Origin of the sequence: Enterococcus sp. 22-H-5-01 (assembly GCF_050310005.1) — a bacterium.
In the GTDB taxonomy this organism is placed as follows: domain Bacteria; phylum Bacillota; class Bacilli; order Lactobacillales; family Enterococcaceae; genus Enterococcus_A; species Enterococcus_A hailinensis.
Map to the genome: position 1 here is coordinate 31,920 of NZ_CP189993.1, position 16,617 is coordinate 48,536.

The following is a 16,617-nucleotide window of genomic DNA, read 5'->3' on the forward strand; positions in this document are numbered from 1 at the left end:
TGCCCGAGCATTTTTTGCTTAATAAAACAAAACTGAGTATAATACGTTGTAAGATACATATAAAGAAATGGAGTAGATCTAATGGTTCAGTCAATCAATACAAAAATCGATTTGACGATCGATGCTACCTCGTACTTAGGAATTGCTGATTATGGGAAAATCATGATTGGCGATCAAGGTTTTGAATTCTTCAATGATCGCGATACACGAAAATTTGTTCAAATTCCATGGGAAGAAGTCGATTATGTTGTGGCATCAGTTGTCTTCAAAGGGAAATGGATTCCTCGTTATGCGATTCAAACGAAAAAGAATGGTACATACTCTTTTGCTTCAAAAGAACCGAAAAAAGTGTTACGTGCAATTCGTGAATACGTAGATCCTTCTCATATGGTCCAATCGTTGAGTTTCTTTGATGTCATCAAACGTGGTGTCAAAAATAAATTGCATAAATAAGATCAGAAAGCCGTCTAGCCTTATGTTGACGGCTTTTTAATTTTGGCACAAAGTTCTGTGCCAAAGCTATACCTTCTATTCGTTGAAAGCGGATTCCGCTAGCGGTATTATAAAAATGTAAACGAAATCATTTTTATTCAGAGGAGGAACATAAAATGGAAAAAGCTGGACAGAAAAGTGGATTAAAAGCCAAAGTCCAACGATTAGGGAGCTATCTTTCTGGGATGGTCATGCCAAACATCGGAGCATTTATTGCTTGGGGTGTCATTACAGCATTGTTTATTGATACAGGGTGGTTGCCAAACAAAGAATTATCAACGCTTGTAAGTCCGATGCTTACTTATTTATTGCCATTATTGATTGGATATACCGGTGGTAGCATGATTCACGGACAACGTGGAGCAGTCGTTGGGGCAATCGCTACGATGGGTGTTATTGTAGGATCAGACGTACCGATGTTTATCGGTGCGATGATCATGGGTCCTTTAGGCGGATGGTGCATCAAGAAATTTGATGACGCATTCCAAGCAAAAATTAAAGCTGGTTTTGAAATGTTGGTCAACAACTTTTCTTCTGGTTTGATCGGTTTTGCCTTAGCGATTATTGCATATTATGCGATTGGACCTGTAGTAGAAGGTGCTACACATTTAATGGCACAGGGTGTTGAGACAATCATCAACATGCATCTATTGCCATTAGCAAATATCTTCATTGAACCTGCGAAAATCTTGTTCCTAAACAACGCAATCAATCATGGTATTTTGACGCCATTAGGAGCAGAGCAAGCAGCACAAGCTGGAAAATCAATCCTATTCTTATTAGAAGCAAACCCTGGACCAGGTCTAGGTATCTTATTAGCCTTTACATTCTTTGGTAAAGGTTCTGCCAAATCATCTGCACCAGGTGCAATCATCATTCAATTCTTAGGTGGTATTCATGAAATTTACTTCCCATACGTAATGATGAAACCTCTTTTATTCCTAGCTGTTATGGCTGGTGGTGTTGCTGGAACATTCACTTTCCAATTACTAGGTGCGGGACTACAAGCAGCTGCTTCTCCTGGTTCGATCTTTGCTATTCTTGCAATGACACCAAGAGGCGGATACTTACCAAACTTAGCTGGTATCGTAGTAGCTTGTGCCGTATCATTCTTAGTTGCAATGATTATCTTGAAAGCTGATCATAGTGATGAAGACGATTTAGCAGCAACCCAAGCTTCTGTAGCAAATGCGAAAGCAGAGTCAAAAGGTCAAGCTGCAGTAAAAACTGAAAATCAAGAAATGTTTGGTAATGTAAACAAAATCATCTTTGCATGTGATGCTGGAATGGGATCAAGTGCGATGGGAGCATCAGTTTTACGTGATAAAGTGAAAAAAGCTGGCTTGTCATTACCTGTTTCAAATTCAGCAATCAATAATTTGGCCGATGATCCGAATGCATTGATCGTAACACAAGAAGAATTGCATGACCGTGCGTCTCAAAAAGCGCCAAGTGCAACGTTTGTTCAAGTAGAAAACTTTATGAATTCACCACGTTACGATGAAATCGTTGAACGTTTATCAAGTGATTCAGCCCCTGCTGAAGAACCAAAAGCAAAGCTAACAGATAATGTGGTACAAGGCTTGGCCGACTATTCAAGAGTCGATCACATTGTCTTTGCATATGACCAAGTCAAAGGTTCTGCGAATATGGGTGCAACGATCTTGAAGAAATTAATGAAGAACAATTCATTGCATTATCCAGTAGTCGTAGTAGCTATCAAAGACTTGAAAGATGAAACAAATGCATTGATCATTACAAATAATGATGAAACAGTCAAAGCAGAGCAACAAGCGCCAAGTGCTATGCATGTACCATTGACTGACTTAGTTGCTTCAGAAAAATATGATCAGGTCATTCAAAACTTAAGGAAATAAGTAGTCTTTTTTAAAGAATCGTATTACTCTTAAAGCAGTGGGGATTCTCACTGCTTTTACCCTTTGAATCCATTGGAGGAGATATTGTGTATTTTTCGATTCGCGAAAAAAAGATACTTTCCCTTTTGTTAGACTATCCGAATGGCATCACTTCGGAAGAATTGCAAGCTACTTTGCAAGTCAGCAAGCGAACAGTGTATCGTGAACTATCGAGTATAGAAAAAACAATCAAATCACTAGATGTACAAATTATCAAACCGCGAGGCGAAGGGTATCGCATCGTAGGAGAAAGTGTAAATCTAGATCATTTAAAGCAACTGATCAAAGAAAAACAAGAAGAATTATTCACCGACAATGTCCAACGGCAAAGTGCAATCGTTTGTTCTTTACTGTTAATGGAAGAAGAAGAAACGATTGAAGGTCTGGCGATTGATTTTAAGGTCAGTCAAGCAACGATCACCTCTGACTTGTCGGCAATCGAAAAAAGCTTGGTCGATTATCGCTTGATATTAAAGCGCTTAAAAGGGCGAGGTATCCGTATTGATGGACAGGAAAAACAGCGACGCCAATTATTGGGAAATTTAATTTACAATGGTGTCAGTGAATATGATTTCTTTAAGTACATTGATTTGTTAGAGGCGGAAAAAGCAACAAAAGATAATTTCTTTTTAAAATTATTAAATCCAAAAAATTTAGTGTTAGCTCATACGATTGTTGAACAAGTTTCACGGCAATCTTTTGAACAAGTAACAGATAATCAATTGCAACGAGTATTGGTCTTGTTGACGCTATCAATCGATCGAATGGAACAAAAACGCTATATTATCGATGAAAAAGACAGCAAAGCCAAACCAGAAAGCATGCAAATCGCCAGTCAAATCATGATCAAAGTGGCGATGGCGATCAAGCAGTCGATTCCACCGCAAGAAGTTCGATTGTTTGCTTTCCAATTGGAAGGAGTCAATTATAAAAGACCGCAAAATATTTTTATTGATAGTTTCGATGTGGAACTTTCATATAAAATCAAGGAATTGATTCGCTTAGTTTCTGAAGCGACAGCAATTGATTTTCGTAAAGATGAACAATTGTTTAATGATCTGTCAGCGCATATGTCAGCTGCTTTGAAACGGAATTTAACCGTTATTCAGAGCGCTAATAATCCACTGCTGAAAAAAATACGTGAGAAATACCAAGGCTTAACTACAGCAATCATCAAAGAATTGGCGGTTGTTTTTCCGGGTCATCAGTTTACAGCCGATGAGTTGGGGTATGTCGTGATCCATTTCGCGACTTCGCTTGAGCGCAACCCTAGTGGACGAGCACTTTCAGCTTTAGTTTTATGTTCTAGCGGTATCGGAACAGCAAGGATTTTAGAAAGTCGAATCCATAAATATTTGACGGAGATTGAGAAAGTTCAGGTTGCAAAAATTTCTGAGATGAATCAGTTAGATTATAAAAGCTATGATCTGATTTTGGCGACGGTTTTCTTGCCAGGATTCCACTTGCCGTATAAAGTGATTTCGCCTTTATTATTAGATGACGAAATCAAAGAGATCAAAGACTATATTCAAACCCTGCATCCAGAAAAAACACCTGAATTGGCCGATGAGCCGGAACAAGAGCCAAGCGAAGCCTTTGATGCGATTTATGAAACGATGCGGATCGCTAATAATCTACTGCAAAGTTTCGATGTCAAATCTTTTCAGGCACAAGAAACGATTGAACAAACCTTAAAAAAAATCATCGATCCGTTGCAAGGAACTTTCGTTTCCGATGCAGCATTAGTAACGGAAAAAGTGATCCAACGATATTTAGTAGCGCCGATTGGCGTACCGAATACTAATTTTGCCCTATTCCACTGCGCGGATGCGCATGTCAAAGAGCCATTGTTTACGATCTATGATTTGGATCAGAAATTTTTGATTCAAGGAATGGATAAAAAGAGTATTGAATTAACGCGGATTTTATTATTATTAGCCCCAGATCCGATGCCTGAAAGTCAACAACATTTATTAGGAAAGATCAGCAGCTCGGTGATTGAGAGCGATCTAAATACTGAGATTTATAAATTTGGCAATAAAGAAATCATTTATCAATTATTGAGTTCGTTATTCGTCAAAGAAATTCGGGAAAATTAAACATAAGAAGCGGAGGAAATTATGATGGAATTAAAGCCAGAAATGATTTTATTAGATCAAGAATTTGCGAATAAAGAAGAGGCGATTCGTGCAAGTGGTCAATTGCTGGTCGATGCAGGTTGTGTCGAAGTGGGTTACATCGATGCGATGATCGAAAGAAACGAATTGGTTTCAGTTTATATGGGAAACTTTATTGCGATCCCTCACGGAACAGATGAAGCAAAACGATACGTTAAAAAAAGCGGCATTTCAGTTATCCAAGTCCCAACGGGCGTTCACTTTGGTAAAGACGATACAGATGATGTAGCGATGGTACTATTTGGTATCGCTGGAATCGAAAATGAACATTTAGATATCTTGCAAAAGATTGCCATCTTTTGTTCAGATGTTGAAAATGTTGTAAAATTAGTAGATGCAAAAACAAAAGAAGAAGTCATGGGCTATCTTCAGGAGGTAGAATAGGATGCAAGCAACACACTTTGGAGCAGGCAATATTGGACGTGGATTTATCGGTGAAATTTTAGCAAAGAATGGTTTTTCAATTGACTTTGTCGATATCAATGAAACGATCATCAATGCCTTGAATGAACGTAATGAATACATGATTCAATTAGCAGATGAAAGCCAAAAAGAAATCCATGTCTCAAACGTTGATGGATTGAACAATCAAACAAATCCAGAAGCAGTAATTGATTCTGTCAGCAAAGCAGATATCGTAACGACAGCGATCGGACCAAATATCTTACCTTTTATCGCAGAATTGATCGCAAAAGGAATTCAAAAACGTCGCAGCAATGAAAACACAGCTGCCTTAGACGTAGTAGCATGTGAGAACATGATTGGTGGCAGTCAATTTTTATTTGAAAAAGTGAAAGGCTTCCTAACTGAAGAAGACTTAGAATATGTGGAACAATATATCGGATTTCCCAATGCAGCGGTTGACCGGATCGTACCGATCCAACACCATGAAGATCCATTATTTGTCTCCGTCGAACCTTTCAGTGAATGGGTGATCGATGCGACTCAAAGTAAAAATAAAGAATTACGCTTAACAGATGTAGAATATGTGGAAGATTTAGAACCCTATATTGAACGTAAATTGTTCTCAGTCAATACGGGTCATGCAACGGTTGCATATACAGGTGCCTATGAAGGCTATCAAACAATCGACGAAGCCATTGCTGATGAACGTGTTTTAGAAAAACTACTGGCAGTTTTAGGTGAAACTGGCAGTTTGCTGATCAACAAATGGGGCTTTGATGAAGCAAAACATACTGCTTATATCAATAAAATCGTTAGCCGTTTTGAAAATAAATATATTTCAGACAGCATCAGCCGTGTAGCACGGACACCGATTCGTAAACTTGGTTACGATGAACGTTTCATCCGTCCAATCCGTGAGCTGAAAGATCGTGAGTTGAGTTATGATAATTTAGTTGATGTCGTAGCGATGGTCTTAAAATACGATGATCTGAACGATGAACAAAGTGTCGAATTACAAGGCTATTTGAAAGAAAAATCAGTTGCTGAAGTGATTCAACAAGTGACAGATCTTAAAGACGATCAATTGATCGCTGAAATCTCTGCCAACTATCAAAAATAAACAACTAAGAAACTGTTCGAAACTATTTCGAACAGTTTTTTTTACATTATAGTGGTTATCGCTTTACCCGATAAAAGTAATTAGAGATAATAATGGATGGAAGATGACAAAATTTTAATTTTTGGTCTAGACATTTTTAGTTGATAATTGAATTCAAAGGTGCTAAAATTGGTGTATACCAAATCAGTGAAGGAGCGTTTACCAATGAAAGTAATTCGCGTAAAAGATGCCAATGAAGGCGGAAAAAAAGCATTTGAAATTATTAAAGACGGAATGGAAAACGGCGTTAAAATTTTAGGACTAGCTACTGGTAGTACACCAGAAACGTTATACCAAGAAATGACTTCTAGCGATTTAGATTTTTCAGAAATGACTTCTGTCAACTTAGATGAATATGTAGGGTTAGCGGGCGAAGATGTACAAAGCTACCGTTACTTCATGAACGATCACTTATTTAATAAAAAACCTTTCAAAGAATCATTTGTACCAAATGGTAAAGCAGCTGATTTTGAAGCTGAATGCAAACGTTACGATGGTGTGATCGCTGAACATCCACTTGATTTACAAGTATTAGGAATCGGCCGTAATGGACATATCGGTTTCAACGAACCAGGAACACCATTTGATGTAACAACTCATGTAGTTGAATTAACTGAATCAACAATCGAAGCAAACAAACGTTACTTTGATAAAGTTGAAGATGTACCAACACACGCTTTATCAATGGGCATTGGTTCAATCATGCAAAGTAAAAAAATCTTATTGATGGCTTTTGGTATAGATAAAGCGGACGCTATTAAAGGAATGATCGATGGTGACGTGACTGTGGATCTTCCAGCAAGTGTTTTACAAAACCATGCAGATGTAACAGTAATCATCGACGAAGCAGCTGCTAGCAAATTATAAGATTGATTTGTTTCAAGACGCTGGGGAGTGAGAGCTCCTTAGCGTCTTTTTTGTTTTTAAAGTTGCTTGCTTCTTTTTTTGGCGTTGGTTATAGTAAGTTATCAAGCAATCAATGGAGGAACATGAGCATGCGGTTAGACAAATTTTTAGCAGAAGTGGGTTTAGGCAGTCGAAAAGAAGTCAAACAGTTGATAAAAAAAGGCTCGGTTTCGGTCAATCAACGAGTTGAAAAGTCTGATAAATCCCAAGTTGATCCGGAAAAAGATGTTGTTACTTTTTTAGGAGAAGTGTTAGTATATCAAGAATTTTATTACTATTTACTCCACAAACCAGCTGGCGTGGTGAGTGCGACCGAAGATACTCGTGATCGGACGGTGATGGATTTATTTTCTGCTCAGGATCTGAGACAGGATTTGTTTCCAGTGGGGCGTTTAGATAAAGACACTGAAGGCTTATTATTGATCACGAATGATGGAAAATTAGCACATGCATTATTATCGCCAAAAAAACACGTGGAGAAAGAATACTTAGCAGAAGTTGCAGGTGTAATGACTGCTGAAGATCAGGAGCAATTCAAAAATGGGATACGATTAGATGGTGAACTGACATTGCCCGCAGAATTATTGATCGATGAAACGGCACAAGACACCTCGATTGTCCGAATCGTCTTACATGAAGGCAAATTTCATCAAGTCAAACGAATGGTCAAAGCTTGCGGAAAAGAAGTCACGTATCTTAAAAGAATCCGGATGGGGGGATTAGCCTTACCAAAAGCGTTAAAGAAAGGTTCGTATCGCGCGCTGACAGAAGAAGAATTGCGACAAATCAAGGGTTAGAACGCTTACTTTTTTGAAGCCATGCTATACTATTAAAAAAGCGCAAATTTAGCTGCTGAAAGAGGAGGCAAGAGAATGGACCTAAATCTATCAGTTTATGAAATCATGCTTCGTCTATTTTTAGCGATGGTCATGGGCGGAGCAATCGGAATCGAACGGGAATATAAGAATCGTCCAGCTGGAATCAGAACACATATCTTAGTTTGTATGGGTGCGACGATCATCGCGCTGATCCAAGTAGAAATCGCGGATCAAGCGTTGCGTTATGCAGCTGCAAAACCGGAATTTGTCGGTGTTGTTCGAGCGGATGAAGCTCGTTTGATTGCACAAGTCGTCAGCGGGATCGGTTTTTTAGGTGCCGGAACGATCATGGTCAGCAATCGCTCAGTTAAAGGGTTGACTACGGCCGCTTCGATCTGGGCGGGCGCTGGTCTAGGGATTGCGATTGGTATGGGGTATTATACGATCGCTATTTGTAGTTTCGTCGGGATCATGTTAGCATTGACTGTTGTTAAACGTATCATCAAAATCAACTCGATCAAAAAATTGGAAATTCGTTATATTCATCGGGAAGCGACCAAAGAATTCATTATGAATTATTTTGATAGTAAAAAAATTGAAGTTGAAGATGTCGATTTTGACGTTGATTTTATGGATGATTATCGTATCTATACAAATGTTTATACGATCGATTTACCAAGGGGATTGAATTACACAGAAGTGATCGAAGATTTATCGATGTATAAAAATATTACGAAACTGCGTATGATCAATGTATAATAGTTTATAAAAAATAAAGCGAGTAGGACAAAGTCAAGACTTGTCCTACTCGCTTTTTACTTAAAAGCTGAATAGTTTTACCAACCCGAACTAGCACCGCCGCCGCCGGAACTACCGCCACCAAAAGAACCACCGCCTCCACCAGAACTGGAGCCGCCACCTGAGCCGCCAAAGCCGCCGCCGGAATGATCATTATTAGAGGAATGATACTCCCATAGTCGAGAATAGTGCGTATAAACAGAATAGGAACGGATTGAGCTTTCATCGTAAGAGAGTAGATTACTTAGTGTCAAATCACCAAAAGCAAAAGAGAAATCAAAGAAACAAGGTTTTTGACTCCGAAACAAATATTGATAACGTTGTTTGATTTCTTCTTTAGCTGCTAGAACAGCCGGTCTTTGACTGCTGATCAATGTCCAGCTGGATCGTAAAAAGAACGACTGCCCATTTTCAGCTAATAATTTGCGGATTTCCTTGATGTAATCTTTTCTCGCTTTTAGATAGATGATGATTTTTCTAAGCGGCAGCCAGAAGAACCGTGCGAGAACACTAAAGACAATCAAAAATTCAACGAGATGTCCACGAATAAAAGCTCTGACCTGTTCAAATGTGAAGCGGCTTTCTGAGAAGTCATCGATTTTCAGCTGTCCCGTTAAGACTTGGTCAATATTTGATACGGTATGTGCAACACCTGCATCATAGTTCTCAGCTTGAAAAAATTCTTTAGTTTGATCATCCATCAATTGATACGCCAGCCCATCAGGGATAATCGCTTCTAAGCCATATCCGACTTCAATTCGCTGCTGTCGATCATTGACAGCAATTATGTAGAGCACTCCGGAATTGTCTTGCTTGTCTCCGATGCCTAATCGATTGAAGGTTTCATTGGCATAGTTTTCAATCGTATCATCAGAAGGTAGATTAGGTAGAGTGATCACTACCAATTGCGGATGTGTATCTAGTTGCTGGTAATTTTGATTATAGGAATCAATTTTATCTTTGGTTGCTTGAGATAAGACATGGGCTTGATCATCTACAAAAATGGTATCAGCATGAACATCATTACCAATAAAAATAAGAAACAGCAGAGTAAATAAAAAAAGGAATCGTTTCATTGTGGCGCCTACTTTGTATTTTTTTCTATTATTATGGCGGTTTATGCAGACTGTGACAATCGTTTTTTAGGAAAATGATGAAATAAAAAACTTGACGAGTGTTTTTCTCGTCAAGTTAGCGATTTATTTATGTTTTACAGTGATAATATTGAATTTTATTCAAATCCGATGAGATAATCGTCATCATTCATCGCTTCAACTTGTCCCAATAAATAGCCATTCCCAACTTGTGAGAAGAAATCGTGATTGCTGGTTCCGGTTGAAATACCGTTCATAACGATTGGATTGACATCGTCTGCGGTGTCTGGGAAAAGGGGATCCATTCCTAAATTCATCAATGCTTTATTGGCATTATAACGTAAGAACGTTTTGACTTCTTCGGTCCAACCGATTGCATCGTACAATTCTTCTGTATAGCGTTCTTCATTTTCATACAATTCATACAACAAATCGTACATCCAATCTTTCAAACGTTCTTGCTCTGCTTCCGGTAATTCATTGTAGCCGCGTTGGAATTTATAACCGATATATGTTCCATGGACAGATTCATCCCGGATGATCAGTTTAATGATCTCGGCTACATTGGCTAACTTATTGTTGCCTAAATAATAAAGCGGCGTATAAAAACCAGAATAGAATAGGAATGTTTCAAGGAAGACACTCGCAATTTTCTTTTCTAGCGGTGTGCCGTTCTTGTAGATTTCGTTGATTCGTTCGGCTTTTTTTTGCAAATATTGGTTTGTATTCGTCCATTCAAAGATGTCTTCGATTTCAGCTTTAGTATTCAATGTACTAAAGATCGATGAATAGCTTTTGGCATGGACTGATTCCATAAATTGAATATTGTTTAAAACCGCTTCTTCATGTGGGGTACGGACATCTTTTCTCAATTGATCCATGCCGCTTTCTGATTGGACGGTATCAAGTAAAGTCAAACCGCCAAACACATACCCAACGGTAGTTTTTTCAAGGTCTGATAATTTACGCCAGTCATCTAAGTCGTTAGATAAGGGGATCCGTGTATCCAACCAAAATTGTTCTGTTAATTTTTCCCAAGTTGATTTATCGATAATGTCTTCGATTTCGTTCCAGTTAATGGCTTCATAATAAGTTTCTGCCATGGATATTCCTCCTAAGATAGTAAGTTAAACGATAGAGTACCCCTCGTACAAAAGCACGAGAGGCAACTAGGTTTTAGATGACACAACTTTCACATTGATTTGAGCCGATCTCTTCAGCATCATCGGTAAATGTCCGGACATAATAGATCGATTTACAGCCTTTATAAAAGGCATAGTTCCGTAAAATATTCAGATCACGTGTTGTTTGTTTGCTTTCTGTTTTCCATTCGTATAAGCCTTCTGGAATTTCAGAACGCATGAACAAGGTCAAGCTCATTCCTTGATCGATATGTTGTTGAGCCGTTGCATAGACATCGATCACTTTACGCATATCCATATCATAGGCAGAAGTATAGTAAGGCAAGGTATCATTGTTCAAGTAAGGTGCTGGATAATAAATTTTACCGATTTTCTTTTCTTGGCGCTCTTCGATCAAACGAGTGATCGGATGCAAGCTGGCGCTAGTATCGTTGATATAAGAAATCGAGCCATTTGGTGCAACAGCTAAACGGTTTTGGTGATACAAGCCGTCTTCTTGCACCGCTGCTTTCAAAGCTTTCCAATCTTCAGCACTTGGAACAAAAATATCCTTAAAGATTTCTTTGACCTTAGCTGTTTTAGGTAAGAATTCGCCTGTTGTATATTTATCGAAATAAGAACCATCAGCATAAGCTGATTTTTCAAAATTATGGAAAGTTGTTTGACGCTCTTTCGCTAAGGCATTGCTTTCCATTAAGGTCCAATAATTCAACAAGGTGAAATAAATATTCGTGAAATCAATCGATTCTTCAGAGCCATAGGCCATCAAATGTTTGGCAAAGAAGCTGTGAAGCCCCATTGCCCCTAAACCGATTGTATGGTTAAGCTGATTGCCATTTTGGATCGATGGTACCACATCGATATCTGATTCGTCAGTTACGAAAGTCAAAGCTCTGACCATTGTTCGAACAGATTGTCCAAAGTCAGGACTTTCCATTAAATTGACGATATTCGTTGATCCTAAGTTACAAGAGATATCTGTTCCTAAAACATCGTATTCTTGACGACCATTGATCAATGAAGGGGTTTGGACTTGTAAGATCTCTGAACATAAATTACTCATCACGATTTTACCATCTACTGGATTTGCACGATTCGCTGTATCGATATTGATGATATAAGGATAACCAGATTCTTGTTGCAATTTAGAGATTTCATTTTCTAAGTCACGCGCACGAACTTTTTTCTTGCGGATATTTGGGTTAGCGACTAAATTATCGTATTCTTTTGTGATATCGACGTAAGAATAAGGCACACCATATTCACGTTCGATCCCATAAGGACTGAATAGATACATCTCTTCATTTTTACGAGCCAATTCATAGAATTTGTCTGGTACAGTGATTCCAAGTGATAATGTTTTAACTCGAATCTTTTCATCCGCATTTTCTTTTTTAGCTGATAAAAACATTTCAATATCAGGATGGAAGACATCTAAATAAACGACACCGGCACCTTGACGTTGGCCTAATTGATTTGAGTAAGAAAAGCTATCTTCAAATAATTTCATCACGGGTACCACGCCACTTGCGGCACCTTCGTAGCCTTTGATCGGAGCACCAGCTTCACGCAAGTTAGAAAGATTGATTCCTACACCGCCTCCGATACGAGAGAGTTGTAAGGCAGAGTTGATCGAGCGACCGATACTATTCATATCATCGGTTACTTGGATCAAGAAACAAGAAACTAATTCACCACGACGTTTACGGCCAGCATTCAAGAAAGAAGGGGTCGCTGGCTGATAGCGTTGATGAATCATTTCGTCGGCTAAAGAAAGTGCCAAATTTTCATCGCCATCAGCAAAATACAACGCATTATAAGCAACCCGATCTTCATAACTTTCTAAGTATTCATCGCCATCATTGCTTTTTAAGGCATATTGAGAATAAAATTTGTAGGCTGCCATAAATGATTTAAAAGTAAAGTTTTGTTCTTTTAAATAAGTAAATAATTTTTCAATAAAGGCAGGGGAATATTTTGCGATAAAGGCTTCTTCCAAAAAGTCTTGTTCTAGTAAGTAGTCGATTTTTTCTTGCACAGAAGAAAACGCATGCGTGTTAGGCTCAACATTTTCTTTGAAAAAAGCGGCTAGCGCATCTTTATCTTTGTTTAATGGAATCTGTCCATTGACTGGACGATTGATTTCGTTGTTCAATTTGAAGTAGGATACTTCACCAAGATCTTTTAAACTCATTTCGTCACATCTTTCTCTTTAAAATTTTCTATCTATATAATGAAGAAAAACTTTGCAATCATGGGACCGCAAAGTTTTGAACTACGCTAATGCTTTCAATTGATCTGGGCGAAAACCGATGATGGCTTGTTGACCGCCGAAGATAACAGGGACACTTTGAAAACCTTGATCTTTTAGGAAACCTAGAGCTTCGGGTTCGTTGTCGATATTGATTTCTTCGAATGAAATTTGATTTTCAGTTAAATAACGTTTTGTCATTTTACACTGCATACAATTATTTTTTGAATAGACTTTTACCATAAGACTACCTCCTCTGATTTCTACATTTCCTAGTATAAAAGATGTAGTAGAAAAGTCAATCGTTAAACACTATATATTGTGGTGGTAAAAGAGTGGTATACCACTCTTTGTGTTTTTTGCAAAAATATTGAAAACAGGTGAACTCAAAGGAAAATGCCTTTTTAATTGCTTGATTCAAGAAGGTCAGTGTTTTTTTACCTAAAATAAGTTTTTTTAATAACGTAAATCTTAAAATAAAATCAAATGTATCTCTGCTTGTCAAATAAACTGCTCAAAAATAGCAAAAATCTTCGACCATTTATTGACTTTGATATCAAATGAGGCTATTCTTATTGAGAAAGATTCTCATTACTGATTAAGTAGATAAAATAAGCCGACATAAATGGAGGAAACTATGACAACTTTAGCAGATATATCATTGAACCAAGTCGTTCAAATCGATGAAATGACGTTAGAAAATGACTTAAAACATAGATTACAGGATTTAGGGATGATCGTTGGCTCAAAAGTTGCTTTAGTCAATCATTCTGGTGAAAATGGTATCGTCCTTTTGCAAAATACCCGCTTAGCATTATCGCGTTCTTTATTAAAACAAATACTTGTGAAAGACCTAACGCAAGCGCAAGAATCTTGGGTATCATTGGATCAATTACGTGCAGGTGAGCGGGCGGTGATTGTCAATGTCCACGGAACAGGTGCAGTCAAACGTCGGTTGATGGACATGGGATTGACCAAAGGCACACCGATAAAGGTAGTGAAATTAGCACCGCTGGGGGACCCAATCGAACTAAGAGTCCGCGGTTATGAATTAAGTTTACGAAAAAGTGAATCTGAAATGATCGTGGTATCGAAAGAAGAGGGGGCGGACTAATTGACACAGTTACATATTGCTTTGGCAGGAAATCCTAACAGTGGGAAAACTAGTACGTTCAATGTATTGACTGGGACCAATCAGTTCGTAGGAAATTGGCCTGGGGTAACAGTTGAACGAAAAGAAGGGCGTTATAAAAAGAACTCAGAAGTAACGATCGATGATTTGCCAGGGATTTATTCTCTTTCGCCTTACTCGCCTGAAGAAGTAGTGGCTCGGGATTATCTGTTGTCAGGGACGCCGGATGCGATCATTAATATCATCGATGGAACCAATTTAGAACGGAATCTTTATTTGACGACTCAGCTGATCGAAACGGGTATTCCAGTGATCGTCGCAGTCAATATGATGGATATCGTTAAAAAAAGCGGCAAACAAATCAACTTAGAAAAATTAGCTTATGCACTAGGTGTACCGGTCGTCGGTATCAGTGCGCTGAAAAATTTTGGAATTGATAAAGCCGTAAGCGAGGCGGTGCATCTAATTGAAAAAGGACAAGCTGAAGTCAGCTTTCCACATTATGATCGTCGTCTAGAAGCTGCACTCAGTGAAATCGAAGAAACTTTGGGTAGTACTGTTCTAGCAAAATATAGTCGTTTTTATAGTGTGAAATTATTTGAGCGTGATGAACAAGCGCTCAAGCAATTGGATTTAAGCAAAATCCAGCAAAAAGAAATTACAGAAATCATTCAGATTACAGAAAAGATTTTTGGCGATGACGCAGAAAGTTTGGTCATCAATGAACGGTATAATTTTATTACTCATTTAACAACGCTATGTGTCGTGAACGGAGATCAATTTAAAGTATCGTTTTCAGATAAAATCGACCACATCATCACTAATCGTTTCTTAGCGTTGCCGATTTTTGGTTTAGTGATGTGGCTGATTTATTATATTGCGATCCAAACCGTTGGAACGATGGGAACTGATTGGGTCAATGATCAGTTATTTGGTTCGATCGTACCTAATTTTGTCAGTTCGACTTTACAAGCTTGGCATGTGGCCGCTTGGATGCAGAGCTTGATTTTAGATGGGATCATCGCCGGTGTCGGCGCAGTGCTAGGCTTCTTACCGCAGTTGATGGTACTATTTTTATGTTTAGCTATTTTAGAAGACTGTGGTTATATGTCCCGCATTGCTTTCGTCATGGATCGAATTTTTCGCAAATTTGGGTTGTCAGGTAAATCGTTTATTCCGATGTTGATCGCCACCGGCTGCGGCGTACCCGGAGTCATGGCTAGCCGGACGATTGAGAATGAAAAAGATCGTCGGATGACCGTGATGCTAACGACTTTTATGCCTTGTTCAGCTAAATTGCCGATCATCGCTTTAGTGGCAGGGGCCTTTTTTCCTCATAGTAGCTGGGTAGCTCCTTCGGCCTATTTTGTTGGAATGGCTGCCATCGTACTCTCAGGAATCGCATTGAAAAAGACACGTCTATTTAGTGGGGATCCATCGCCATTTATTATGGAATTACCAGTCTATCATTTTCCGCGAATTGGAAATACGATTCGTTACACTTGGGATCATAGTAAAGCGTTTGTCAAACGAGCAGGAACGATTATTTTTGTTTCAAGCATCATTATTTGGTTTATTTCTAGTTATAATTTCCACTTACAATCGGTTAATGAAAATGATAGTATTTTAGCGGCTCTTGGCGGCGCGATCGCTCCGTTGTTTGCTCCGCTCGGCTGGGGAAATTGGAAAGCAGCCGTGGCTGCGATCACAGGCCTGGTCGCAAAAGAGAATGTGATCGGAACCTTTGGCGTGTTGTATCGTCACACGGAAGTTTCGGAAAATGGAGCAGAAGTTTGGTCGGCATTGCGTCAGACCTACACGTCTGTTGGTGCGTATTCATTTTTAGTCTTTAATCTTTTGTGTGCTCCTTGTTTTGCTGCAATGGGTGCAATTCATCGTGAGATGGGCGATACAAAATGGACGCTTCGCGCGATCGGTTATCAATGCGGGTTAGCGTATGCAGTAAGTTTTATTCTTTACCAATTTGGTCATCTCTTCTTTGAAGGTGGACAGGTCAATCTAGCGACTGTGATCGCGGGAATCGTTTTAGCGATCATGCTGTATTTTATTGTCAGAAAACCAGTAAAACAAACACCAAGCATTTCAATTCAAGAAATCAACGAGGTGAAAGAATGGCAACTATAATTTTAAGCATCCTAATTTTTGGCGGAGCAGGTGTAGTCATTTATCGGCGAATCAAACATGGCGGTTCGTGTGAAGACTGTGATTGCAGTTGCCCAGTAAAAGAAGAACAACAAAAAAATTAAGCGATTTGGCGAGTATTCGCCGGATCGCTTTTTCTTTTTTTTGGAAAGAGATAAAAAAAT

At 38.7% G+C, this 16,617-nt stretch carries 15 protein-coding genes; 11 read left to right on the plus strand and 4 right to left on the minus strand.

Features of this window, described 5'->3' with window-relative positions; all coding sequences use genetic code 11:
- Positions 1-81: 81 nt before the first annotated feature.
- The 8 genes from ACQKTA_RS00180 to ACQKTA_RS00215 all read left to right on the plus strand — a co-directional run bounded on the left by ACQKTA_RS00180 (position 82) and on the right by ACQKTA_RS00215 (position 8,632).
- A complete protein-coding gene (locus tag ACQKTA_RS00180) occupies positions 82-453 on the plus strand; it encodes a DUF956 family protein (protein WP_427813768.1) in 372 nt (123 codons plus the stop codon).
- Positions 454-608: 155 nt separating this feature from the next.
- Positions 609-2,369: a PTS mannitol transporter subunit IICBA gene (locus ACQKTA_RS00185; protein ID WP_427813769.1), complete on the plus strand. Its 1,761-nt coding sequence runs from the start codon at positions 609-611 to the stop codon at positions 2,367-2,369.
- Positions 2,370-2,455: 86 nt separating this feature from the next.
- The gene (locus ACQKTA_RS00190; protein ID WP_427813770.1) at positions 2,456-4,507 is read left to right on the plus strand and encodes a BglG family transcription antiterminator; all 2,052 of its coding nucleotides are present in this window, start codon (positions 2,456-2,458) and stop codon (positions 4,505-4,507) included.
- Between the two features lie 24 nt (positions 4,508-4,531).
- The gene (locus ACQKTA_RS00195; protein WP_427814551.1) at positions 4,532-4,969 is read left to right on the plus strand and encodes a PTS sugar transporter subunit IIA; all 438 of its coding nucleotides are present in this window, start codon (positions 4,532-4,534) and stop codon (positions 4,967-4,969) included.
- 1 nt (position 4,970) lies between these two features.
- Positions 4,971-6,110 carry a mannitol-1-phosphate 5-dehydrogenase gene (locus ACQKTA_RS00200; RefSeq protein WP_427813771.1) on the plus strand — a complete coding sequence of 380 codons (1,140 nt, stop codon included), beginning with the start codon at positions 4,971-4,973 and terminating at the stop codon, positions 6,108-6,110.
- Positions 6,111-6,314: 204 nt separating this feature from the next.
- Positions 6,315-7,016, plus strand: coding sequence for a glucosamine-6-phosphate deaminase (gene nagB / locus ACQKTA_RS00205; RefSeq protein WP_427813772.1), 702 nt, complete (start codon positions 6,315-6,317; stop codon positions 7,014-7,016).
- Between the two features lie 128 nt (positions 7,017-7,144).
- A complete protein-coding gene (locus tag ACQKTA_RS00210; protein ID WP_427813773.1) occupies positions 7,145-7,852 on the plus strand; it encodes a pseudouridine synthase in 708 nt (235 codons plus the stop codon).
- Between the two features lie 75 nt (positions 7,853-7,927).
- Entirely contained in the window at positions 7,928-8,632 is a 705-nt protein-coding gene (locus tag ACQKTA_RS00215) for an MgtC/SapB family protein (protein ID WP_427813774.1), read from the plus strand.
- 77 nt (positions 8,633-8,709) lie between these two features.
- Here the strand turns inward: ACQKTA_RS00215 and ACQKTA_RS00220 are convergent, their stop codons facing one another.
- From ACQKTA_RS00220 to nrdH, 4 genes are all read right to left on the minus strand, one after another.
- On the minus strand, positions 8,710-9,747 hold the full coding sequence (locus ACQKTA_RS00220; RefSeq protein WP_427813775.1) for a TPM domain-containing protein: 1,038 nt from the start codon (positions 9,745-9,747) through the stop codon (positions 8,710-8,712).
- 155 nt (positions 9,748-9,902) lie between these two features.
- Positions 9,903-10,868, minus strand: coding sequence for a class 1b ribonucleoside-diphosphate reductase subunit beta (gene nrdF / locus ACQKTA_RS00225; protein WP_071856585.1), 966 nt, complete (start codon positions 10,866-10,868; stop codon positions 9,903-9,905).
- 73 nt (positions 10,869-10,941) lie between these two features.
- Positions 10,942-13,101: a class 1b ribonucleoside-diphosphate reductase subunit alpha gene (gene nrdE, locus ACQKTA_RS00230; protein WP_427813776.1), complete on the minus strand. Its 2,160-nt coding sequence runs from the start codon at positions 13,099-13,101 to the stop codon at positions 10,942-10,944.
- Positions 13,102-13,182: 81 nt separating this feature from the next.
- On the minus strand, positions 13,183-13,401 hold the full coding sequence (nrdH, locus tag ACQKTA_RS00235) for a glutaredoxin-like protein NrdH (protein ID WP_016180418.1): 219 nt from the start codon (positions 13,399-13,401) through the stop codon (positions 13,183-13,185).
- Positions 13,402-13,795: 394 nt separating this feature from the next.
- Between nrdH and ACQKTA_RS00240 the strand changes: the two genes are divergently transcribed.
- Genes ACQKTA_RS00240 through ACQKTA_RS00250 form a run of 3 tightly spaced genes read left to right on the plus strand, consistent with a single transcriptional unit; the run spans position 13,796 to position 16,557 of the window.
- A complete protein-coding gene (locus tag ACQKTA_RS00240) occupies positions 13,796-14,272 on the plus strand; it encodes a FeoA family protein (RefSeq protein WP_407854863.1) in 477 nt (158 codons plus the stop codon).
- Complete coding sequence (gene feoB / locus ACQKTA_RS00245) at positions 14,273-16,435, plus strand: ferrous iron transport protein B (protein ID WP_427813777.1); 2,163 nt, start codon at positions 14,273-14,275, stop codon at positions 16,433-16,435.
- Entirely contained in the window at positions 16,423-16,557 is a 135-nt protein-coding gene (locus tag ACQKTA_RS00250) for a FeoB-associated Cys-rich membrane protein (protein WP_427813778.1), read from the plus strand. Before feoB ends, ACQKTA_RS00250 begins: the two co-directional genes overlap by 13 nt.
- Positions 16,558-16,617 lie beyond the last annotated feature (60 nt).

Bases quoted from the DNA above. Each gene is read 5' to 3' on its own strand.
- ACQKTA_RS00180 (WP_427813768.1), top strand. From the start codon at position 82: ATGGTTCAGTCAATCAATACAAAAATCGATTTGACGATCGATGCTACC.
- ACQKTA_RS00185 (WP_427813769.1), top strand. From the start codon at position 609: ATGGAAAAAGCTGGACAGAAAAGTGGATTAAAAGCCAAAGTCCAACGA.
- ACQKTA_RS00195 (WP_427814551.1), top strand. From the start codon at position 4,532: ATGGAATTAAAGCCAGAAATGATTTTATTAGATCAAGAATTTGCGAAT.
- ACQKTA_RS00200 (WP_427813771.1), top strand. From the start codon at position 4,971: ATGCAAGCAACACACTTTGGAGCAGGCAATATTGGACGTGGATTTATC.
- nagB (WP_427813772.1), top strand. From the start codon at position 6,315: ATGAAAGTAATTCGCGTAAAAGATGCCAATGAAGGCGGAAAAAAAGCA.
- ACQKTA_RS00210 (WP_427813773.1), top strand. From the start codon at position 7,145: ATGCGGTTAGACAAATTTTTAGCAGAAGTGGGTTTAGGCAGTCGAAAA.
- ACQKTA_RS00215 (WP_427813774.1), top strand. From the start codon at position 7,928: ATGGACCTAAATCTATCAGTTTATGAAATCATGCTTCGTCTATTTTTA.
- ACQKTA_RS00220 (WP_427813775.1), bottom strand. From the start codon at position 9,747: ATGAAACGATTCCTTTTTTTATTTACTCTGCTGTTTCTTATTTTTATT.
- nrdF (WP_071856585.1), bottom strand. From the start codon at position 10,868: ATGGCAGAAACTTATTATGAAGCCATTAACTGGAACGAAATCGAAGAC.
- nrdE (WP_427813776.1), bottom strand. From the start codon at position 13,101: ATGAGTTTAAAAGATCTTGGTGAAGTATCCTACTTCAAATTGAACAAC.
- nrdH (WP_016180418.1), bottom strand. From the start codon at position 13,401: ATGGTAAAAGTCTATTCAAAAAATAATTGTATGCAGTGTAAAATGACA.
- ACQKTA_RS00240 (WP_407854863.1), top strand. From the start codon at position 13,796: ATGACAACTTTAGCAGATATATCATTGAACCAAGTCGTTCAAATCGAT.
- ACQKTA_RS00250 (WP_427813778.1), top strand. From the start codon at position 16,423: ATGGCAACTATAATTTTAAGCATCCTAATTTTTGGCGGAGCAGGTGTA.